General features: G+C 39.8%; 25 protein-coding genes. 9 read left to right on the top strand and 16 right to left on the bottom strand.

Going from position 1 to position 21588, the window contains the following annotated elements:
* Positions 1-5: 5 nt before the first annotated feature.
* Positions 6-434 (bottom strand): effector binding domain-containing protein, encoded by a 429-nt coding sequence (locus A5870_RS16470; protein ID WP_086293991.1) that lies wholly within the window; start codon positions 432-434, stop codon positions 6-8.
* 93 nt (positions 435-527) lie between these two features.
* On the opposite strand from A5870_RS16470, the gene A5870_RS16465 reads away from it, so the two are divergent.
* The 3 genes from A5870_RS16465 (at position 528) to A5870_RS16455 (ending at position 2557) form a co-directional block, all read left to right on the top strand.
* Positions 528-1436, top strand: coding sequence for a helix-turn-helix transcriptional regulator (locus A5870_RS16465; RefSeq protein WP_086293990.1), 909 nt, complete (start codon positions 528-530; stop codon positions 1434-1436).
* 41 nt (positions 1437-1477) lie between these two features.
* The gene (locus A5870_RS16460; RefSeq protein WP_228078793.1) at positions 1478-1996 is read left to right on the top strand and encodes a helicase; all 519 of its coding nucleotides are present in this window, start codon (positions 1478-1480) and stop codon (positions 1994-1996) included.
* 99 nt (positions 1997-2095) lie between these two features.
* Positions 2096-2557 carry a GNAT family N-acetyltransferase gene (locus A5870_RS16455; RefSeq protein ID WP_086293989.1) on the top strand — a complete coding sequence of 154 codons (462 nt, stop codon included), beginning with the start codon at positions 2096-2098 and terminating at the stop codon, positions 2555-2557.
* A 122-nt stretch (positions 2558-2679) separates the two neighbouring features.
* On the opposite strand, the gene A5870_RS16450 is transcribed toward A5870_RS16455, so the two are convergent.
* The 3 genes from A5870_RS16450 to A5870_RS17730 all read right to left on the bottom strand — a co-directional run bounded on the left by A5870_RS16450 (position 2680) and on the right by A5870_RS17730 (position 4272).
* The gene (locus tag A5870_RS16450; protein WP_086293988.1) at positions 2680-3522 is read right to left on the bottom strand and encodes a class I SAM-dependent methyltransferase; all 843 of its coding nucleotides are present in this window, start codon (positions 3520-3522) and stop codon (positions 2680-2682) included.
* Positions 3523-3718: 196 nt separating this feature from the next.
* Complete coding sequence (locus tag A5870_RS17735; protein ID WP_228078795.1) at positions 3719-3985, bottom strand: hypothetical protein; 267 nt, start codon at positions 3983-3985, stop codon at positions 3719-3721.
* A 104-nt stretch (positions 3986-4089) separates the two neighbouring features.
* Positions 4090-4272: a hypothetical protein gene (locus A5870_RS17730; protein ID WP_228078797.1), complete on the bottom strand. Its 183-nt coding sequence runs from the start codon at positions 4270-4272 to the stop codon at positions 4090-4092.
* 177 nt (positions 4273-4449) lie between these two features.
* Here A5870_RS17730 and A5870_RS16440 point away from each other — a divergent pair, with 177 nt between their 5' ends.
* Both A5870_RS16440 and A5870_RS16435 read left to right on the top strand, forming a co-directional pair.
* Complete coding sequence (locus tag A5870_RS16440; RefSeq protein WP_170924066.1) at positions 4450-4941, top strand: PH domain-containing protein; 492 nt, start codon at positions 4450-4452, stop codon at positions 4939-4941.
* A complete protein-coding gene (locus A5870_RS16435; protein WP_086293986.1) occupies positions 4931-6400 on the top strand; it encodes a PH domain-containing protein in 1470 nt (489 codons plus the stop codon). Before A5870_RS16440 ends, A5870_RS16435 begins: the two co-directional genes overlap by 11 nt.
* A gap of 394 nt (positions 6401-6794) precedes the next feature.
* Here the strand turns inward: A5870_RS16435 and A5870_RS16430 are convergent, their stop codons facing one another.
* The 4 genes from A5870_RS16430 to A5870_RS16410 form a co-directional block, all read right to left on the bottom strand.
* Complete coding sequence (locus A5870_RS16430; protein ID WP_176277856.1) at positions 6795-8174, bottom strand: SIR2 family protein; 1380 nt, start codon at positions 8172-8174, stop codon at positions 6795-6797.
* Between the two features lie 590 nt (positions 8175-8764).
* Positions 8765-9826, bottom strand: coding sequence for a helix-turn-helix domain-containing protein (locus A5870_RS16420; protein WP_242596002.1), 1062 nt, complete (start codon positions 9824-9826; stop codon positions 8765-8767).
* 278 nt (positions 9827-10104) lie between these two features.
* Positions 10105-10890, bottom strand: a complete 786-nt coding sequence (locus tag A5870_RS16415; protein WP_086293983.1) for a PhzF family phenazine biosynthesis protein — start codon at positions 10888-10890, stop codon at positions 10105-10107.
* Positions 10887-11855, bottom strand: coding sequence for an ornithine cyclodeaminase family protein (locus A5870_RS16410; protein ID WP_086293982.1), 969 nt, complete (start codon positions 11853-11855; stop codon positions 10887-10889). The genes A5870_RS16415 and A5870_RS16410 overlap by 4 nt, the downstream gene beginning before the upstream one ends.
* Before the next feature lie 90 nt (positions 11856-11945).
* On the opposite strand from A5870_RS16410, the gene A5870_RS16405 reads away from it, so the two are divergent.
* Positions 11946-13337, top strand: a complete 1392-nt coding sequence (locus A5870_RS16405; RefSeq protein WP_086293981.1) for an aminotransferase-like domain-containing protein — start codon at positions 11946-11948, stop codon at positions 13335-13337.
* Positions 13338-13459: 122 nt separating this feature from the next.
* On the opposite strand, the gene A5870_RS17205 is transcribed toward A5870_RS16405, so the two are convergent.
* Entirely contained in the window at positions 13460-13597 is a 138-nt protein-coding gene (locus A5870_RS17205) for a putative holin-like toxin (protein WP_242596003.1), read from the bottom strand.
* Between the two features lie 368 nt (positions 13598-13965).
* On the opposite strand from A5870_RS17205, the gene A5870_RS16400 reads away from it, so the two are divergent.
* Both A5870_RS16400 and A5870_RS16395 read left to right on the top strand, forming a co-directional pair.
* Positions 13966-14799: a helix-turn-helix domain-containing protein gene (locus A5870_RS16400; RefSeq protein WP_081119003.1), complete on the top strand. Its 834-nt coding sequence runs from the start codon at positions 13966-13968 to the stop codon at positions 14797-14799.
* Positions 14792-15211, top strand: coding sequence for a DUF2000 domain-containing protein (locus tag A5870_RS16395; RefSeq protein ID WP_086293980.1), 420 nt, complete (start codon positions 14792-14794; stop codon positions 15209-15211). The genes A5870_RS16400 and A5870_RS16395 overlap by 8 nt, the downstream gene beginning before the upstream one ends.
* Positions 15212-15494: 283 nt before the next feature.
* Here A5870_RS16395 and A5870_RS16390 read toward each other — a convergent pair whose 3' ends face one another.
* From A5870_RS16390 to A5870_RS16380, 3 genes are all read right to left on the bottom strand, one after another.
* Positions 15495-16037 (bottom strand): DUF3267 domain-containing protein, encoded by a 543-nt coding sequence (locus tag A5870_RS16390; protein WP_086293979.1) that lies wholly within the window; start codon positions 16035-16037, stop codon positions 15495-15497.
* Positions 16038-16096: 59 nt separating this feature from the next.
* Positions 16097-16414 (bottom strand): hypothetical protein, encoded by a 318-nt coding sequence (locus tag A5870_RS16385; RefSeq protein ID WP_086293978.1) that lies wholly within the window; start codon positions 16412-16414, stop codon positions 16097-16099.
* Positions 16415-16775: 361 nt separating this feature from the next.
* On the bottom strand, positions 16776-17882 hold the full coding sequence (locus A5870_RS16380; RefSeq protein ID WP_086293977.1) for a GGDEF domain-containing protein: 1107 nt from the start codon (positions 17880-17882) through the stop codon (positions 16776-16778).
* 175 nt (positions 17883-18057) lie between these two features.
* Between A5870_RS16380 and A5870_RS16375 the strand changes: the two genes are divergently transcribed.
* A complete protein-coding gene (locus A5870_RS16375; RefSeq protein WP_077453672.1) occupies positions 18058-18798 on the top strand; it encodes an EAL domain-containing protein in 741 nt (246 codons plus the stop codon).
* Between the two features lie 511 nt (positions 18799-19309).
* Here A5870_RS16375 and A5870_RS16370 read toward each other — a convergent pair.
* The 4 genes from A5870_RS16370 to A5870_RS16355 form a co-directional block, all read right to left on the bottom strand.
* The gene (locus A5870_RS16370) at positions 19310-19657 is read right to left on the bottom strand and encodes a DUF7006 family protein (RefSeq protein WP_077453673.1); all 348 of its coding nucleotides are present in this window, start codon (positions 19655-19657) and stop codon (positions 19310-19312) included.
* A 455-nt stretch (positions 19658-20112) separates the two neighbouring features.
* Positions 20113-20454: an LPXTG cell wall anchor domain-containing protein gene (locus tag A5870_RS16365; protein WP_086293976.1), complete on the bottom strand. Its 342-nt coding sequence runs from the start codon at positions 20452-20454 to the stop codon at positions 20113-20115.
* 31 nt (positions 20455-20485) lie between these two features.
* Positions 20486-21043: a hypothetical protein gene (locus tag A5870_RS16360; RefSeq protein ID WP_086293975.1), complete on the bottom strand. Its 558-nt coding sequence runs from the start codon at positions 21041-21043 to the stop codon at positions 20486-20488.
* A 23-nt stretch (positions 21044-21066) separates the two neighbouring features.
* Positions 21067-21585 carry a hypothetical protein gene (locus tag A5870_RS16355; protein ID WP_086293974.1) on the bottom strand — a complete coding sequence of 173 codons (519 nt, stop codon included), beginning with the start codon at positions 21583-21585 and terminating at the stop codon, positions 21067-21069.
* Between the last annotated feature and the right edge of the window lie 3 nt (positions 21586-21588).

Here is a 21588-nt window from a genome sequence, read left to right as displayed (position 1 = left end):
CCTATTCAGGAAAATAGCTGCTCTTTGTCGCTTTCAGCAATGGCGATAAAAATCGTTACTTCGCCGTCTGGCGCATACTGTTCAAAATCAAAGGAATACCTGCGCTGCAGCTGCTGGTTTTCTTCCTCAGACCAGATTTGACGCCAAGTAGTCAAAATGCCCAGCGCATCGCGCCGATCGATCGGATACTTTTTCCAAGTATATTTTTCTGTATCAAAGTCTGCTTGCTCCGTTTCTTCGAAACAAAGCGAAACGGCATAGTCTCCTTGATAGTTTGACTCATACTCGTGGTAAACGCAAGCGATGACCGTTCCTTTTTCTGCGGCTTTCTTGACCGCCTCGCTGTTTTTCTCCCATAAGCCAGTGATTTTTGCTTGAATCGCTGGATCAGTAAAATTATTGGTTCTTTCCGTTGCCATTATCGAAAATTTCATTGGAGTTCCTCCTTCTTTGTCTTTATGATACGATAGAAACCTAGACACCTTGTGTCAGTGTTTTATCATTTTTTTATAAAAGGAGTAAGCCAAGTGAGCACGACACGCCTGTTCGGCCTTATCTACCACCTGTTGAATCATGAAAAAGCAACCACTTCTGAATTAGCCAAACAATTTGAAGTCTCGACTCGCACCATCACAAGAGATATCAATACCCTAAGCAGTATTGGCGTGCCCATCTATACCGAAACGGGTCGAAATGGCGGCGTTTATTTGTTAAGCAGTTTTGTGTTGGATAAAGTGTTATTATCAGAGGAAGAACGGAAAAACCTGCTTTTGGCGTTGAAAGGGATTCGCCAGCTGACGCCACAGATCAGTGGGCAATCGCTGGCAAAACTACAATCCTTGTTTAAGCAGCCCGATGCTGATTGGCTAGAAGTGGATTTTTCCACTTGGCATCGGCGAGAAAACGGCAACGACACGTTTAATTTATTAAAAAAGAGTATTTTAACAAACCACGTGATCACCTTTGATTATGTCGGTAAACAGGGACTGCAAAAACGCATCTGCCAGCCTTATAAACTGCTTTTTCGCTCGCAAGCTTGGTATCTGCAAGCCTTCGACCAGCAAAAGAATGCCTTTCGGACATTTAAAATCAGCCGCATGAGTCAGGTCTACGTCTCTGACCAGCATTTTTTCCCAGTCACTGCGCCTGATTCTGCCATTGAGTTGACTGTTGACACCTATCCTGCGCGTTTGTTCTTTCAAGCCGACGTTCTTTATCGGGTATATGATGAGTTCGATCATCAGGATATTACTTTGACGGAGGAAGGCACTGCTGTGGTTACCGTTGATTTGCCCGAGGAAAGCTGGGTAGTGCCCTATTTGTTCTCTTTTGGAAAAAGCCTATGCATTTTAAGTCCCCCTCGACTAAAGAATCGTTACCAAGAAGAAGTTGCTGCGATTTATGCCAATTTGTCCGAGAACGAGGGCGCGAACTGATTTTTTTAGGAAAAGGTTCCCTATTGAAAGGAGTGTTTGATTTGAAGGAAGTGATCGTACAGTATGGCGGGGTTTCACTAAACCGCCTTTGCCAGCAGTTGAAAGAAAATCAGATTCACTTAAACGCGTATGCCAACCAGCTCTTGCGCCATCCCCAGCTCTCCCTCAGTGCCGATAAACAGCGTGCTGCTTGTGTGATTGTTCCCCTTAAAGAACTGGGACTCCCCCAAGGCGGCTCTTTGACGGAGATTTTTGCAGCTGCGCCTTCTTATGGATTGACTTGTTGTACCTTGGAAATGGCCTTACACTTTCGTCTTAGCTATCGCCAACTGGCAAATAGTACCGGACTGAAATCCCAAGGAAAAGCGCCAGCTGCCGCAATCACGATCGCTTCTGTGCCTTTGGAAAAAACCGACGATTTCCCCAAAGGATTCTACGTTCGCCGCATCGATGGGGTTGACTGGCTACGAGGCTATACTTGCGATGCACGCCACCAGTTTGCACCGGATGACCTATTTTTGTTTCAACGACGAGACCCGCTGCCAGAGCGCCTCAACTGAAGGGGAAACAAACCGTTTCATATCAAATGTCCTTGTTTCTCATTGCCTACAATCATTCCGTAGGTTAAGAAGAGCCGAAAAGGACAAAAGGAGAAACAGATGAACTTAATCCCAATGAAAGACAGCGACTATGCTGCTTACTTAACCAATGCAGTTTTCGAATACGCCAATGACAAAGTCCAAGCAGGCACATGGGCCAAAGACGAGGCCCTCGCCCTAGCCAAAGAAAGCTTTGCTTCTTTACTTCCTCAAGGGACTGCCACCGAAAACAATCACTTGTTTTCTTTATTTGCAGCTGATTTTAGTAAACCGATCGGGGTGATTTGGGTCAACACAGCTGCCCAGAAAGCCTTCATCTATGACTTTATCATCGAGGAAGACCAGCGAGGAAAAGGCTATGGCACCAAAGCGTTACAGGCTTTAGAAAAGTGGGCGATCCAGCAAGGCATCACTGAAATCGGCTTGCACGTTTTTGCCCATAATCAGTCTGCGTATCAGCTATACAAAAAAATGGGCTATTTGGAAACAGATATTACGATGGTTCGACGCTTAGCTGAATGAGTGGTGTTGAATATGCCCGATCATTAGTACGAAAAAATTGATCGATCAGTTCCGAGCCAAACAAAAAAAAACGACAGAAAATCGTCGTTTCTTTTTGTTTCTATTTACAGTAAACCACTATTTCAGATAGGGAATGGTTTTTTCAGTAGCATCGCCATTGTCGAGCCTTCTTCGCTATAAGGACTACCTTTGACATCACCGAATATCTCACAAATATCAAAACCGGCAGTCCTAGCTTCTTTTATCAATGCATCTTTTGCAAAATAGGTCGTCCATAAATAATAATTTGTGACCTCATCTTCTGATAAAATCGTTGTTTGCTCCAGCAAGACGTGATCAGGATATTTCCATCGTTGATTCAGCACAAGATGGGGCTCCCCCCGCCAAAACCCTTCTGATTCGTGACTTTCCCAGGTCTGCTCTTCATTAAGCGTTAAAAACTGTGCAATCGTAAATACATCGAACAAAAATTTGCCACCCGGTTTTAGATGCGCCAGCACATTTTTTAGCAGTAGTTTGCGTTCCTCTGGGTTTAAGGCACCATAGTCGCAATAAATCAAGGTAATAAAATCAAATTGCTGAGGTAACGCCATCTCCAAATAATTATCAAATAGATAGGTAATATTTAATTGCCGCTTACTCGCGGAATCTCTCGCATAGGCGATGGACCTTCTGGAGTAATCAACCCCTGTCACTTCATAGCCCAGCGCTGCAAATTTTTCCGCATAGATCCCTGGCCCACAACCGATATCAAGAAGTTGCGTCTGTTTTTCTGGCGGAACAAGGCGACTGATCCATCGAACGGATTCGTCGATAAAGTCAACCTTTCTACTCGCTCCCTCAAAATCAGGATCCAAATGAGCCTTTAACATTTGCTTGGAAATATACGCATCGTCCCAAAACGCCTCTGCCATTTTTTTATAGAGCGGTGGCCGCTCGATTGCCTTTCTCAATTCTTGGTACATCTTCTTTTCCCCTTTCAAAATAATTGAAAAACAAAAAAGACCGCAGATTTCACTCTGCGGTCAACCTTCAAACGATGAAGATCAAAAAGCGAAGAGTAAAATAAAATCAATGATAGGCACTTCAAATAAAACTGCATGCAGTCAATTTTTTGCCTATGAAATTGATTTTATTTACTCTTTTCCAGTCCTACCCCTGTTAACGAAGGAATAACAGCAGATAGGCCGGAGCCATCACCTTTTTCTCTTGTTTTTCTGCTTTTAGTTTAGAAGGAGCCAGCCGATTTGTCAATGAGATTCGCCTGCTGATTTTTTCAACAGGAAGCTGGATCTCAGTCAGCCATTCCTCTTCACTTTCTTTCTTCCAAATGCCATCAATATAGCTTTCACGAAAAGGCCCTGTGATTCGATAGCCGTTGTTTTCAACAAACTGAATAACTGCAGCATAGGCTCCATTATGGACCATACAAACTGCTTCCGGTACTTCTTCTATCTGCTTGAAGGCCAAATCACTATCTTGGAATGTTTAAGAAACAGACCCAATCACTTTATCTCCACCAATCCTATTCGTCAAAAATAGTACGACCAGCGGTATTCCACTACCAAAAAGGTCAGTTGATCAATTGTTTTGCGACCATTGATTTCTTTTGACAGCCCAGCAACCTCAATCATTTTCCATAGCAATCGCCCCTTTCTACTAACGCATACTGGCTCCTCTTGAGGGAGAGTCAATAGTAAGGTCGATTTTTTCATGACGAATAAACTCATGCTCATTGGTTAGCCAAACGTGGCTTTTTCTTTTTTGTACCTATTCGCAACAATATTTAAATCACAATTAACTATTTTTAATTCCTGACCTTGTTTTTTTCTTCTATCTCCACTATATTTGTGGGTAACCCTATTTATTTCTATGTAGAGAGGATGTTTCCCTTGAATTATCCCTTATTAAATGAACAAATGCCTCAGACCATCATTCGTGTTTGGCGGTTGCGAAGGATTACGTCACTGATTATTTTCAGCCTGCTTTTCGCTGCTTCTTTTTGGTTTCTAGCCACGCAAAACTGGCTGCATTTCTGGGTGATCACCCTTTGGTCAAGCGTATTGGCGCTGACTTTGATCAGCCATCTGCTTTCTTTTGTGCTGATGAGCTACCGTTACAAATTCCATCGCTACGAGATCCAAGAAAATGATATCGCCATTCAACGTGGGTATCTATTTCGCAGCACCACGTATATTCCGATCCGCCGAATCCAGCATATCGAAACAGACCAAGGGATTTTTTTGCGAAAATACTCCTTAGTCTCCTTACAGATCCATACGGCTGCCACCAACCACACCATTGAAGGCCTACCAGTGGCGCAAGCCGAACGCTTGCGAGAAACCATTATGACTTTAGTCGAGGTGGTCAAAGATGATCTATGAAAAACAACGACTGCCGTTACTGTGCATTGGCCTTTACTGGTTCAAAAATTGCAAAAATTTTCTGGTACTAGCATTTCTGCTTGTATTCAAATTATTCAACGACGCCCCTTCTTTGCCGATGATTCTGGGCGGCATCCTGCTATTTTTACTGGTCTGTTTGATTTTTGCAGTACTGTCTTACACCCGCTTTACTTTTCAAATCGATCAAACGAGTGTGCTAGTCAATAAAGGACTCTTTATCCAAAAGCAAACGATTTTGCCGTTTGAACGCATCCAAACGATTCAAGAGAATCATTACTTTTATTTACGTCCGTTTAAACTAGCTGAAGTGAAGTTGGAAAGCGCCGCAAGTTCGAGTGGCGAAGCCGAAATTCTTTTCCCTGCATTGCCGCTTGCTCTCATTGCCTCCATCGAAGCGTCAAAAAAAGCGGCTGCGACACCACAAAAGCCGACTGCCCAAGCAACTAGTAGAGAAGAACCAACCAACGATTACGCTACTGTTTTTTCGGGTGAGGAAACAGCAAATCCGCCGTTAGAAACATTCACTTTGAAATTCAAGGAGATTTTCTTGTTTTCTCTCACTGATTTTTCTGTTTTCACCTTGGTTCTAGTCATCGGCTACAACGTGATCGACAACATTCCCAATCTCTTTGCCTATGCATCGGAATTGCAGCAACTTGGCCTTTTATTAGGTGCTGCAATTCTACTCGGGCTGCTGATTTTGTTTTTCTTCCTTGCGATCTCTAGAAATCTTTTCCGCTATTATGGCTTTACGGTGGAAACGAACCAGCAACAGCTGCTGATCACGCAAGGCTTGTTTTCTAAACGACACCAAACGATTCCCCTCGCTAGGATCCAAGGGCTAAGTGTCGAACAAAATCTTTATCGCCGAATCTTTCATCTAAGCTCCGTCAAGTTACTGCTGGCTGCTGGCAGTTCATCAGAAAGCGATGATACGGTCTATCTGTTCCCCATTTTGAAAGAGGCGCAGCTGACCGAAACATTGGCCCGCTTTTTGCCCGAATGGTCGTTTCAACAAACCACTCTAGTGAAAAATCCGCGACCCAACTTTTGGTACTTTTGCCGTTGGCCACTGCTTGTCGGGCTGCTTGCTGTAGGAATCTCCGCCTTCTTTTTCTGGTGGTTAGCGCTGATTTTCTTCGTGTTCTTTGGTTCCTTCGTGTTATCAAGCATCTGGCGGGGCAAAATACAAGGCTATCAATTTTTAGACAACCACGTATTGTTGTGTCAAACGATTCGCGGCTTAACAAAGGTGACCGCTTATCTGAAGAAAAATAAAATCCAAGATTTCACCGTCACCACGACGTATTGGCAGCACGAAAAAGGGCTTAGCAAGTCACAGCTGACCATCAAAACCGAAGATACTCTTACCGAAAGTAAGCTGTACTACTTTCCATTAACTGAAGCAGAAAAGTTACGGCGCTGGTTTTTGTCTTAGTTCACACAAAAAACGTCAAACAGCAGGACTTACGCGCTGTTTGACGTTTTTTCGCTATATAATTAATCTCTTTAATTGATGAGTTCAAACAGAATAACTTAGGAAAGCTACGTTACTTCTTCATATTTTTTAATTGTATTAAGAAAGCGATTAGTATATTAAAATTCTCATTGTTCATTTTTAGATATTAAGGATAAAACCTTGTTTTCGTTACAACTTTTTTATTCGGATTCATATATAAAAATGTCTTGCACGTCATTCCTCACTAATATTCAAGTATATTTTATTCAAACAACCTCAACATGTGTTAATGAGTATTTAACACGGTTCGAATGATAATCGATAAATGAACGACAACAATCATCAGTATAGTAATAACTTCATAGTGAAATTATTAACCTTTGATAGTCTCAAGTAGTTTGGGAATTTCAACATGGTCATCATACCAGACAATATTTACTCCCAGTTCACGAAAAAAAGACTCTTGTAATTCTTCATTTACTTGTTCAAAATTCAATAATTTTTCCCCAATAGTAGGGATTCTTTTTAATTTTTCCCGCTTTATTAAAGCATAGTGTTTACAGGAGTCGTCATTATTTTTCTGAGCTGCAATATCTAATAATCTACGTAAATTGGGGTCAGTCATTGATAATCCTATGAATAAACATGTACTTTTTGTTAAGAATTCCAATTGAATCATATTTGCCCAATTGTAGGGATCAAGTGATAGTTTGTGATAACCCTCTTCTGAAAAAACTAACAATGATTTTGATAAGTGTTCATAAGTTCCCTTATCTTCTGGCAAAAAACCATGGACATGATAAATACCTAATTCATCAGAATCAGCTTTTTCACCTTCACTATAAATAGCACGTGCTTTTACACGAAGACGTTCTAGATTTTTTTCAACTAAATCATCGAAGTTATAATTGACTATAGCTTTAATTCCAAATCTCCCTCTAAGAGGAATACATAATTGTCCGATTTCTTCAAGTAGGTTAGAAGTATTTTCAGCATACTTATACAAAATATTTCTAACTAAATCTTCAAAATCATCTTCAAACCCTTGTCTTAAAAATCTAGTTTGCAGCAGTGGAGAGTACCCATTCTGATTCATTACTGCTTGTAAAAGTTCTTTTTCATCTTCATATGTTAATTGAATCCCATTAGTTTTAAAGGATTTGTTGATTAAAGAAACAAACAATCCTGAAATGAGACTTTCCCATGTTGCTATTTTAGCATCATGGGAAGCACCCGCCCCAAGAAAAAGGGTAAGATTATCCGAATGATATTCTTCATTAAGTTGTTTAATATATTGATTTCTTTTATCTACATACGTTTGTGGTTCTCGTCCGATCCCTTTAGAAACAGTATCTCTAATAATATACTTACTTAGATTATTATACGTCTCAATAAAAAGGTCCTTATTCTTCTCACATATAGATACAAAATTATCAACATCCCAAAAATCAATTTTGAATCTTGTGTTATTTTCTAAAGAAGAGAAATCCTTATTTTTTACGTTCTCACCTATAACAAGAATAATAACATTTTTAGCTTCCGTTTCATGTGTAGCAAACCTTCCAACCGTATCTCTTAAAATCCTTTTGGCAATGAGACGGTTACGGGCTATTTTTAATTCTATCACTGTCTGTCCTACATAACTATCAAAGCCGTCAGGAGCATAGATGTCATATTCGAAAAAACCTACATTCGTCTTCATTCGATAATTTACATGGACCAAATTATCCTGTCTTTCAATATAATCTTCCATCATTATACTAACTAGTTTTTCAATTGCTATATGCACATATCGACTGTTAGACTCATTACCTGTCTCTTATACACATCTAGATGTGTATAATCTTCCATCATTATACTAACTAGTTTTTCAATTGCTATATGCACATATCGACTGTTAGACTCATTACACATCTGGATGTGTATAAGATCAATATAATCTTCCATCATTATACTAACTAGTTTTTCAATTGCTATATGCACATATCGACTGTTAGACTCATTACTATAAATAAAATCAAAAATCATTTTTTTTATTTCCATTTTTATTCCTCACCTATATTCATAATTATTCATTATACTAGCTTTGATTAGATATCAAAAGCTTCAAACTATTTTTAACACAATATCATTCTTTGCAAGATTCATTTGTTAATATTATACTCATCAGCCTGCATGATCTTTCAGGAAGTAAGATGGATACATTTTATGAGGATTCATCCATCTCAATCATAATTTCCAAGTATCTTATACTATTGTCATGTGCTCTTGACGTAATTCTTTTTTTGTTTATTTTTAAAGTATTGCAACTCTCTAATATCATCATGTTTAAGACCATTAAAGTCATGTTGGAGGTATCATCAATTTTGGGATGCTCAGACATTGTTTATTTATCATCTTGCAATTCATTAATTTACCATCATCTTTGATTTTAAATTTCATTAAAATCCCATTACTAAGATAATCCCTAAGATCATCATACTCTCGTAAGTAATAAATTCCCGAATTCAATAAAATTAATGTGGACACCCACTTCTTACTGGCACATTCCAATAAAAACTCTAATGAAGTATCTTCGATATCTCCTTGCAGAATCGTTTTTAGCAGGATCGTTACATAAAGCGCTTCTGTTTCCCGATCTTTGATCGCAGGAAATTCTGCTAAAAACTGCTGACTGACTTGATGGACATGCAGCGACTGTAGCAGCGATGTTTCTGTCTCCGCTAAAGAAACAGCCGTTTCTGCCATCCGAAAGGATAAATAATTAAGAAAATAAAGCATTTCTTCGAAGCGGCTCGGCACGATCACCAGATTGAAGGCAGTCAGTGTTGCGGACAAATGATCTCTGATCCGAACATAAATCGTTTTATCCTGCGCATAAATTCCCTCAAATAAAAGCAAATTCCCGTTTTTCGTATTGGATAACGCACTGACCTTTCGAAAGGCAAGAGCGCGAATCTGATATTCCTCTCCCTCTAGATAAAAGCCATATTTTCGAGAGTACAATAGTTGAATCTTGAACGCTGCAAGTTCCTCTCTGATCCCCTTTACATCCTTCAAAATCGTATTTTTACTGACATAGAACAGCTCTTGAAACTGATAGACAGATAAGTCTTTCACTGCTGAAAAAGTCAGAAGATAAATCATGGAGCGTCGCTCTTCTTCCGAAAAAAACAAGGTGTTCTTCTGGACATCGAAAAGAATTTCCGGCCATTTTCGTTGAATCAGCGAAGGAATCAAAACTTCTCCCTCATGCATCGTGATTCGTTGATTCAACCGCTGTTCAGTGATTTGATTGATCTTGGCAATCTCCGCCAGAAATTCCTCATCCCTCCACTTCGTCAACTGAAGAAACGCCTCAATATTTGGTTCTGAAAACAGATACGTCAATTTGAAATGAATCATATTTGCTACCCCCACCTAAACTATAGCTTGCACAAAATGAAATCGCCATCATTTCTCGGTACAACTGAAACTCCGTTTTTTTAAAACGATGGACCGAAGAAGAGATTTCAAGGATTACCATACCATTTTTAACCAGAAAAGAGGATACGCGATAACCATCATGTTTTTTTAACGCAAAAAAAGCGAATCAGCTTGATGATTCGCTTTTCAAAAGTGATAAGTAATAGAAACAGATGGCAAAAATGGGCGAATCGCTAGGAAAATCCAATCTAGATTGCTTATAAAAAACAGGTGCCCTTCGCATAAAGTACACCTTTTCCGCCAATGATTACTCGCTCATCTGCTAAGGTACACTCAAGAAATCCTCCTCGTGCAGAGAGTTGCTTTGCGGTCATTTGGGTCTTGTTCAATCGGCTACTCCAATAGGGGATCAGGTTCGAATGAGCCGATCCGCAAACAGGATCTTCATCAATCGTCAACTTAGGAAAGAAGGTTCGAGAAACAAAATCGACCGTTTCCCCAGGAGCTGTCACGATCACGCCAACCCCTTGCTCAAAGGTTTTTATGAAAGAAAAATTAGGTGTTAACTGTTGAATCTGGGTTTCATTATCCAATACAAAGAAAAGATCTCTTGCCAAGTAAGCCTCGTTGATTTTGGCACCGATCGCTTCTTCATATATAGGCAATATTGGCGTTTTTTCTGGACGAATCGCTGGAAAATCCAGTGATAAAATTTCATCATCCTTCGTCACCCGCAGCTGTCCGCTGTATTTTGTCTGAAAAACGATAGAAGTTTGTTGAGGTTCATAATAATGAAACAGCACAAACGCTGTTGCCAACGTTGCATGTCCACAAAGATCAATTTCACGATCCGGTGTAAACCAGCGAAGGCTATAAGAATCTGCTTCTTTTACGGCGAAGGCCGTTTCCGATAAATTGTTTTCGATCGCGATTTTTTGCATCAAATCTTCTGGTAGCCATTCTGGCAAAATAAAAACGGCCGCTGGATTTCCTTCAAAAACCTTTGTGGCAAAAGCATCTACTACATAATACGCTAAGTTCATTTTTCTACTCCCTTTCGTTTATTGTATACGTACTCTGCGCAATAGAGATCTTCTACTGCGAGCCCCACCGCATCAAAAATCGTGTATTCTTGTTCCGTTTCTCGTCCGTGACATTTCTGAGTAACCAATTCCCCTAACGAACCTTTGATAGCAGAAGGATGAAAGGATTGTTCTGCGATTGGAATCAGAAGATCGCCACTTTCTTGCAATACTGCTTGATAATCATCTACATACACACTGGCCGCAGCCACTAGATCACTGGTGAGTTCACGTGTTTCTGGGGTAAAGGTTCCGATTGCATTGATATGGGTGCCAGGTGAAACCATATCTTTAACCAAAAATGCCTGCTTACTAGGTGTTAAGGTACAAAGAATGTCGGTCTCACGTGTCGCTTCTATTAGATGGTTACAGGCAATGACCTCCAATTGCGGATAAGTTGTTTGGACAGCTTCAACAAAGTTCGCTAGTTTTCTTTTATCTAGATCATAAACAAATACAGTGTGGATCGGACGAATCGCCAGCATCGCTTGTAGATGGGAGGAAGCTTGATGTCCGGCACCAATTAGTGACAATTTGGTCGCTTCTTTCTTTGCTAAATAATTCGTCGCTACTGCTGATACTGCTGCCGTGCGAATCCAAGTAATACTATTTGCATCCATTAACGTAAGTGGCGCCCCATTTTGGCTATCAAGCAAAAGAATTTGTCCTAAATGAGTCGGCAGCTGTAACGTTCCGTTCTCTGGGAAAAAGGACATGATTTTTGCGCCATACACCCGGTTTGGACCTAAGTAAGCGGGCATTAAAGCAAAGAGATTTCCTTGCTTTTGATCTGGCAACGGCAATACCGCTCTTTGCCATTGAGAAACAGTTTGCTGCTCAAAATCACGAAAGCAATTTGTCATAGCTGTAATGGCTTCAGGAAATGTCAGTTCACGTAAAATCTCTTGCTCTGTTATAATCTCCATAAAAATTCCTCCTTTTTTCATTATCCTACCCTCAGCAATTCATACAATCAATGATATAATTGTATGGAATACAATTTAGGAGGTGTTTTTATGCCTATTAATTCTTATGAAGATTATGCCCTTAGTTGGCGTCCAGATAAAACGCAGCTTACCCGTCCCTATTATCGTTCCTTGATCAAGCGCTTAGAAGAAGATATCCTCTCTGGCAAGCTCGCCAAAAATACCCGCTTACCCTCCCAAAGAGAGTTAGCGGATTTCTTAGATCTTAATTTCACTACGATTGGTCAGGCCTATAGATATGGTGTCGAAAAAGGAATTCTCTATAGCCAGATTGGCAGCGGCACGTATGTTTCTGCCAATGCATTCGACTCGATCTCTATTTCTACCAGCAATGTGGCTACGCACATCATTGATCTGGGACTCGTCAGTTCCTTTGAGGAATGCAATTCTTTGATACTGCCCACGATTCAAAAAGTCGTCAATCATTCAAATATTGTTGGGATCATGAACTATCGAGAACCTCAAGGATCCGATTATCAATTGACGACCGCCAGCAACTGGTTAAAGACGCAAGGGGTCATCGCATACAAAGACACGACGGCGATTGTTTCTGGTGTACAAAACGGCTTAGCGATTGCCTTGGCAGCTTTATTTTCTCCAGGAGATCGGATCGCAGTTGATCGTTACACGTACTCAAATTTTATTGAATTGGCACACCTATTCCATTTAGAAATTGTTCCTATTGATTACGATCAGGAAGGAATGCGTCCGGAAGTACTTGCACAAGAATGCCACAAGAAAAAAATACACGGACTCTTCGTGATGCCTTCTTGCAACAATCCGATTGGTTTTCAAATCACCGAGTCCAGACGAAAAGCACTCGCAACAATTATCGAAGAAGAATCCTTGTGGGTGATCGAAGATGATATTCATTCTTTTTTAACGACATATCAACAAAATAAAGTGATCGCTCCCTTTCAAGCGCTGCTCCCTCAACAAGTCATTTATCTTGCTGGAATGACCAAATTTATCTGTTCGGGACTGCGGATCGCTTATCTTGTTTTTCCAGAAGCGGTCCGAGGAAAAATCGAACAAGCCATTTTCACGATCAATGTAAAAACCTCTCCCTTGGAGGCAGAGATCGTTACCGAGGTTTTGAACAGTGAAGTGGCGCAAACCATCCTTCAACAAAAATTTGCTCTTACGAAACAAGCGAATGCACTTTTTGACGTGATCTTTGACTGCCAATCAAAACCAGCAGTCTATCCCTATTATCGTCATTTACCGATTCGCTCAGATGTTGCTCAATTCGATATTGAACAAGACTATTTGGCAAAAGGCGTGCGCATCTATCATTCCAATCGTTTTACGACCCAAAAGCAAAGTGACCCATTTATTCGATTGTCCCTGTCATCGAATCATTTAGAGGTATTAGAAAAAGGATTGCGTATTGTAAAGGGCTCCTTAAAGACCTACCAGTAGCTGTCTAAAAATCAGCAATCCATTGTACAGCGCCTATTTATTTTTTATAATACTCATGTAAAGAGGAGTTATTGCCACGACTCCTCTGTAGCGCCATTTCAAAAGGCGATAGGGTTTATTAATTAAAGAATAACCGTTTTCCTGCAAAAATCGACGGTTATTCTTTTGTCATTTTTCACTGCGGCTAGGATACCAAAGAGCAGCATGGCGGTAAATGTACCAAAACTGATCATTAGCCCGATTGCTTCCGCTGCGGACAAAAAGGCTTCTCCTTTCTGAAGAGTTAGTACTTACATTCATAAGCACCACCACCTTTCAAAGCTAGCCACCGTCACAAACTTTACTGCAGTCAAATGGTACCATACTTCCATCAAAGAAACTTCCAAATGACAAGGATTTATCATTATTTTTTCACGGCGCATGGTTCATTTGCTTTGATTCATTCCATAGAATCGTCAAAATATATCGCTGTTCTCTCTTCAAGCCTGATCCGCTCTTTCCCGACCTCCTCCAGCCCCTTTTCTCAGTCCCAATTAAGGGCCTTCCATCAAGAAAAATAGTCAAAAAGTCAATATCGTTCTATTCGCCAAAAAACACTTTTGTTATAGTTACAAAAAGGAGGTTTCAGATGAGAAACGAACGACAAATTATTCAAGATAGCACCCTTGGTGTAGAGGCCTTATTGTTTAACGGTATCCAGCAAGAGTTTCCTAACCATTGGCATGAATATTACGTGATTGGCTTAATGGAAGCTGGCACGCGCAAATTCACCTGTCAGAATACTTGCTATATCGTTGAAGCGGGCGATTTGATTTTGATTCCACCAAAAGCTGCCCATAGCTGCCAGCAACTCACGGAAGAGAAACTGGTTTACCGCAACATCCACTTAACACCAGAGAATATGACCGCGCAGGTGCAAAAAATTTTTAACACTCGATTGACACCCCACTTTCCTGAACCAGTCATTCGTCAAGTAAAAGAAAAAGAGGAATTCCATGCGGTGCACCAACTATTGCTGTCAGATCAGGGCGATGAATTTGAGAAACAAGAACGCTTTACTTGTCTCCTTCACGACCTGCTTGTTCAGTATGCGGATTTCACCCACGAACAGACAGAGACGACTTCAAATAAAGCTGCTGTAGCGAAAGCCTATATTGATCAGCACTATGCCGAAAAATTATCACTGAGTGAATTAAGTGACGTTCTTGGAATGAATCAGTACGTCTTGATTCGGCAGTTCACGAAAGCGTATGGCCTGTCTCCGTTTCAATATTTAAGTACTGTGCGCATCAGTGCTGCTAAGAAAAAACTGGAGGCTCAAGAGGCAATTGCAGAAGTCGCTTTTCTGACCGGTTTTAGCGATCAAAGCCATTTTACCCGTATCTTTAAAAGCTTGATTGGCGTCACCCCAAAAGCTTACCAAACAATTTATCAAGAAGATGGAGTGAATATGAATGAATAACCAAGAAAAATGCGTCATGATTATCGATGAACAATTACCGATTGGATTAGTCGCGAACACTGCGGCGATCTTAGGTGTTACTTTGGGAAAACTGTATCCAGAAGGAATCGGAGAAGACATCTATGATTCGACTGGTAACAAACACTTAGGGATCGTCAATTTTCCGATTCCTATCTTGAAAACAAACAAAGAACAATTGCAGACCATTCGCGAATCGATTAGCCAACAGTCAGAACAAGATGTCACTATCATTGACTTTTCCGATGTCGCACAAATTACTAATTCCTATGAGCAATACCGCCTAACCCTCGAGTCGATTGCTCCAGAAAAGCTGGCTTATTTTGGTATTTGTCTAAAAGGCAAGAAAAAGCTTATTAATAAAGTTGCTGGGAGTTTGCCGTTGTATCGGTGAAATCGCTAGTGAAAAGGCAGCCGTCTAAAATTTCCTTTTGTTTCTGACAGTTCTTCTTCACAAAAACACTGTTCATCTGATAGCCTAACAATTTTCATTTACAATAATCCATGGAGATAGCCTAACCGGTGGAATTTCGTCGACTAAATTCTACCGGTTAGGCTATCTCTTTTTTTACAAAAAAAATGTTAGTAGAAAATCCCTAGATTTTCCACCAACACTAAATATTCTAGACCTATTTTCCTTCGTTTTCTATTCTTACGAGTAGCCACTGAAAAACATCTTATTCTTTGTGATAAATATTCAACCCCACTTCAGTATCTTCCACACAAGTGTTCGCTGGTGCTTTAGCAATAAGATAAAGAAAGTAAAAGTCTCCCACGCAACTAGCGGCATGAACGGAAGCGATCCAAGTAAAAAGAGACACGGTCAACCAACCAAAAAAGTAAAAAAGAAAAATCCCCACAGAAATGCCAATGAATGGCGCCAATAAAATGATGGCAAATTTTCCTTTTGAATAAAAGGAATGGGGACTCGTGGCATATGCTACCCCATTTTTGAACCCAAACTTTACCTTCCCTTTGGGGTCAAAAAGCTTGAAGAAGGCACCGTGGATCAATTCATGAATGATGATGAGAACAATATACGTACCCATTAAGATCAAAAGTCCGATGAAAAACGGGGGTTCATTAGTTGCTCCGTGACTAGCTACTGTTAAAAATGTAAAAAAGACATAGAAAAAAATCAAGGCAGGGATTGCTGCGAGATTCAATCTCTTTATTGTTTTTTGATCATCCATCAAATTGATTTGTTTGAGTAATTTCATCGCTGTTCTCCTTTTTATTTTCGACATTTTTCTTAGTACATGATTTCTATGAATTCCCTTTACCCAGCCAACAAGAGCAGCAAACACAAAACCAGTGCCGTTAAAACGAATAGGAAATTGATCGTTTCTGGCGCACCTTCAATTCTTCTCTTTAGTGGTGGAGGACGAAAAGTTGGATTCATGCTTTTCGTTTGGTAGTCCACGCTGCTTGATAAAAAGCTGTCGGAAGGGATCATAAACACCAAAAGAACGCCATAAATAATGGATGCCGGAATCAGGAGTGAGCATTTGGCTAGGTAACCAATCAGCAGACTCGCGATCAAAGGAATAGCTACGTACAAAGCACTTTGGTACAGTGTTCGCCGAATTGGTTTCATAGGGAAGTCTCCTTAGTAGTCATCATTACACACATCACAAAATAATTTTATTTACTTATCAAATAAATATACCATTACTTTCAAAGGGTGTAAACACGCCAGAAAACCATGTCGATGCTGCCAAGTGCGGCTGCCCAATGCTAGGTGCAAAAAAAAGAAGTGATTTCTCTCCACTTCTTAAAAAGTACTCTACTTATTTTTTCTCTTCACTTAACCTCTAAAGATAATCGGTAAACCATTTGGTAAACCGTTATACTTGCCAAATTGCTCCCTCTCTTCCTTTTGAAAAAGATATGACTCTGGAAAAAGAAACCTATGATCCTTGTCTCTCTATTAAAATTTCTTCTGAAAAGCAAACGTCTCAAGAAAAAATAATCGTTCGATTTCTGCCTTTCCTTTTCGCTTCATACAAAGCTTGATCTGCTTGGTAAAAGGTTTCTGAAATGTCTAAGGCTGGCTCGGCTTTTGAAATTCCTGCTGAAAAATAAAGAGTCAGTTGAGCTGCATCTAAATTCAACTGTTCTTTCCTTAAAAATGCATGGAACTCTTCAATGATATTTTTTACTTCACTTAAAGTATGTCCTCTAAACAAGACTAAGAACTCTTCGCCCCCGTATCGATAGACCTCCACTAAAGACGGATCCTCGATTTTTTGGTCAAGAAAAGTCGTCAGTTTTTCAGCGAAAAACGTCAAGGCTTGGTTACCGATTTGATGTCCATAGTGATCATTGATCTGTTTGAAATGATCCAAATCCAACATCCCTACAATTAGTTGATTCTTTTCAATTAATGTTAGCTTAGAGATGTCCTCGTTTAGACTGCGAAAATTTTTTATCTTTGTCAACTCATCATAATTGCGTTCAATGATTTTTGTGTTGATTTTTTCGAGAAAGTTCTTTTGGTTATGAAGATAATACTTCCACAAAAAGAGAATGATCCCTGAGCCAATCCCTAGAAATACAACATCGCTAAAGCCAATTTCTCGGCGATAAAAAAGTCCTGAGTCGACCATTGGCGAACCAACAGTCACAAGAATTGAAAATAGATAAAAAAAGGTGTGATTTGCTTTACCGAAAAATGTTTTCTTTAATAAGTAGGTCACGATTAAAATGACATAATTTAAACCGATAATAAAGAACATGGCTTGCCAATCAAATTTATTGATCAATGCAAAAAAAGTTAGCAAAATAACGGGGACCAGCCCAACTAAGTAGATTTTTTCTTTGAGGACGCCAAAATAATAAATAAAGATCGGAATCGTATATTCATACGCAACATAACCAATACTATTTAAAGAAAATGATATAATAAAGTAGACTTGCGAAATAAACAGAACAATGCCGATCAGAATTTTAAACGAAAGACGCAAGTTTAATTCTTTAAAATTTTTGATAAACAGATCATACGATATAAGCAAGCTCACGACTAAAATAGCATACATCGCAGTATAAATCAGATGGATAATCATACGACTCCTTCTTTCTTTGCTTATTCTTCTTAAGAATATCTCGCCTATTTATTGAAGGCAACGCTTCTTTCTAGCAGATCATAGACGAGCATGCGAGCGATTCATGGAAAGGATCAAGAACATTCTCCCTTCATGAAACCAAAATTAAAGCTACTCCAGAAAGGAGCAGAAACCAATGGCTGAAAAAATTGAACAAGAACTCTTATCGATATTTCCCCAACTATACTTTGATGCCCAGCCTATCTTTCAAATGAAACAAGATAGTCAGAAAGTGATTGGCTACGAGTTATTATTGCGAAGTACCGAAAGAAATAGGTTTCCCCTTTCTTTCTTCCAGCAAGTGATCAAATACAAAAAACTACACACTCGCTTACTACAATGGTATCGAAATGAAATTTTCAGCTTGCTTCATCCCAACGAAAATACAAAAATTAGTCTCAATATCCACCCGCAACAACTTAGTTACCCAGAAACCTTTCTGATGTTAGCAGACTTAGCCCCTTACCATAATCGTATTTTGATTGAGATCACCGAAGACGATACGGAACCTTCCATCGCCTGTGATCCCAAATCCTTTCTTATGAACAAAATCAACCAAATAAAACAGATGCACTTTTCTGTCGCATTGGATGATGTGGGGACGGGCATTCATTCCCTGACGAATATTGCGCCAATGCTGGACAAAATCGACGTGATCAAATTTTCGCCTATCTCATTGCGCGTGCTGCCCCAAAAAGAGATTTTCTTTTTGATCGACTTCTGGCGCAATATCGCCAGTAACCGCCAGCTCCAATTTATCGTTGAAGGAGTGGAAACCTCCGATATTCACGAGTATTTGCTTGAAGAAGAGATTTTTCTTCAACAAGGGTTTTACTTGGATAAACCTGCCCCTGCGGATCAATTGAAAAAAAGATAGGCTAGAGCAGTTGCTTTCTAACACTAATTAACAATAAACACAAACGATCGTTAAAAAGCAAACAGATGCCTTTCAAATATAACACAAATAATTTTATTTGCAGAATTTTTGCTGGTTGCGATCATTTTTTGCCCTTAATTAAAAAACCGTGTAGAATCACTTCTTCAATCAGGCATTTTACATGAAAGAACTTAGAAACAAAAGAAAAGACTATTCCCAGCATGACTAACGCAGTAACGAGGAAGCGAAATAGAGAGAAACATTACCACAAAGTCGGCTTTTTGGTAGTGTTTCTCTCTATTTCATGTCTTTTTGCACTTCCATCTTCCAATTACATCGTATATAGTAACGATCCATTTCTTTAGCCAAAAGATTCATTTTTTATGCTTGACTGTTGATGGCTTTCCCAAAATATATCACTCCTCCAGCCTGCGTGCCGATAGGAATCAAAAGCAAATGAGCAAAGTCTCCTCTCATTGCTTTACTATGGGAAAATTTAGCTGTGAGTGGTTTACTTAATATTGAATATTAGCGAGTGCTTCGCTTCCATCCCAAGAGTATACCCGCAAAGCTCTTTGAAGTAGTAATGATAATCCTGTTCAACAATTCGGATGATCTCTTCATCTGTAAAATCATCAAACCTCATCAAATCAGTGATCAAGACAAGTTTTGCATCAATGCCTAAAATGACAGGAATTCTTTCCCAAAACGTGTCTTGCGAGATGTCTTGAACCAAACAATTGAGCTGATCCAATTGTTTGGCAACATAATGTGCTAATGCACCATTTGCTCTGAGTGACCCTGCTAATTTTTCTTGGAATTTCTCTATATATTCTTTTTTTGATGTAAAAACAGTCATTCTATGCTCCGCTCCTTTACAGTCATTTCTTTTATCGTAGTTATCCTCTTTGTTACTAAGGTGCTTGTTGCTTTCACAACCATTATCAATGTTGGCTAGTTTTCATCAAACACCCTATTCAACCCTTTTAGTAGGCAGGCTAAAAAATATTTTTTCTTACGTTCAAACGATCAAGTAAACCAACCTTTATGACGAATGCGTCCTTATGGCTTGCTGTATACTATTCATCGTTGACAAATTTTTCACTGCTTCATTATTGTAAAAAATTTCTTACTTCTGTTTTCCGGTACAGTCACAACAGATGGTATTTCCCGATTCATTGCTCGTTGAACAGTAGAATAGGCAGCAGCAAGCTTGTCTTTGCTTTTCGTGCTTTCATAGAAACTAAGAAAAAAGAGAAACTGTGGGATTGCGCACAGTTTCTCTTTTTAACGTTCGACTTTGTAGTTGATGCTTTACGGAACAAATCGTTTGCTGAAGGATCTTTTTCTTCTGATCAGAATGAACAGCACCAATGCTAAGAGTAGATACCCCAAAGAAAGCAAGAACTGTTGATTTGAAGAGCCAGTTTGCGGTAATTTCCCTTGTCCAATTTGAGAAGCATCTGCCACGATCGTTATCTTATAATCATTGTCGCACTTCGGTTTCTCTTTCGATTCACTGGTAGCTTCTCCAATCCGCCCATTTACCGTGATTTGTCCTACTGTCGGATCAGCTGACGCAATAACCGGAAATCCCCAACCAAGGATAGCTAAGCATCCGATAACTACAAAAAACAATTTGCTTCGTTTTTTCATGCGATTGATCCCTTCTTTATTGGGATGTTAATTATTCCTCAACAGTCGCAAAGCTCAAGACTAGGTTGAAGCTTGGATTGGATTCTTTACTTGAATCCAATGGAGTTGCTTCTCCATTGAAGCCAAAAGCGCCTACATTGTCTCCTTCATTCCCCTCTAGTTTGAATAACTCAGTATCCACAACGGTTGCTTCTCCATTGGCAAACAACTCGATGTTATTTACGTTTAACAAATCAACCTCGCCCATATTCAATGGCGTATCAACATCGGAAACTGAAACGACCACACCCTTAAATGAGTTATTAGTGACTTTGTATTCAGGTGAAGTAATCTCCGTATGTTCCGACTCTTCAGTAGTGTAGAATAAAGCAGTAGTAGGGATCGTTACATTGATCCATGCGTTTGGATCAACTGGATCTGGTCCAGGGGTGGTGTTATCAAATTGCCCGATGATCCCTTTTACTTCGATTTCTCCTGAAGTTTCACCCCTACGTCCATCAATGGTTTGATCAGCAAAGGCTGTTACACCACTTGCTACTACTCCTGCGATCGTTGCGGTACTCAAAATAGCTGCTACTAATTTTTTCATTCTTATTTCCTCACTTTTCTTTTTTAATTTTTAACGATAATCGTTAATTCTGCTTCAGTGACCCCTTGCTTTTCTTTGGTCTCAGGGTCGTAGATGTTGATCGTGGCTTTGGCAGGATATTCGCCTTTAGCCAATGGTGTTGTCAAATTGACATTTTCCACAAATTGGTTTGGATAGATCGCACCGGAAGAGTAGATCACTTCTCCGCTAGACAGTAAAGAGATATCCACGGCAATTGGATAAACGTTCGTTCCAGGGTTGACGATCTCGATCGAGCCGGCACTGTGTCCGTCTTCAAAAAGAGCGGTTGGATTGATTTGCAGGGTAAAATAATTGGCATCTGCGATTTCCTGCGCCCGCTCAGCCAATCGCTGGTCGGTGGCATCACCGGCTTCAGGCAACAGGTCAGCACTGATCAAAGGAACGGCTTCTTTTGATGGATAGAAATAGTACCCGATCCCACCAGCAAGTACTGCCAGTAGCAACAACCACAAGACCCATTTACGTTGTTCCTTGTTTTCGGTTTGATTCGTTTGCTCCAATGG

It is taken from the genome of Enterococcus sp. 2G9_DIV0600 (assembly GCF_002140615.1).
Taxonomy (GTDB): Bacteria; Bacillota; Bacilli; order Lactobacillales; family Enterococcaceae; genus Enterococcus_D; species Enterococcus_D innesii.
This window is presented reverse-complemented; position numbering and strand designations above follow the sequence as displayed.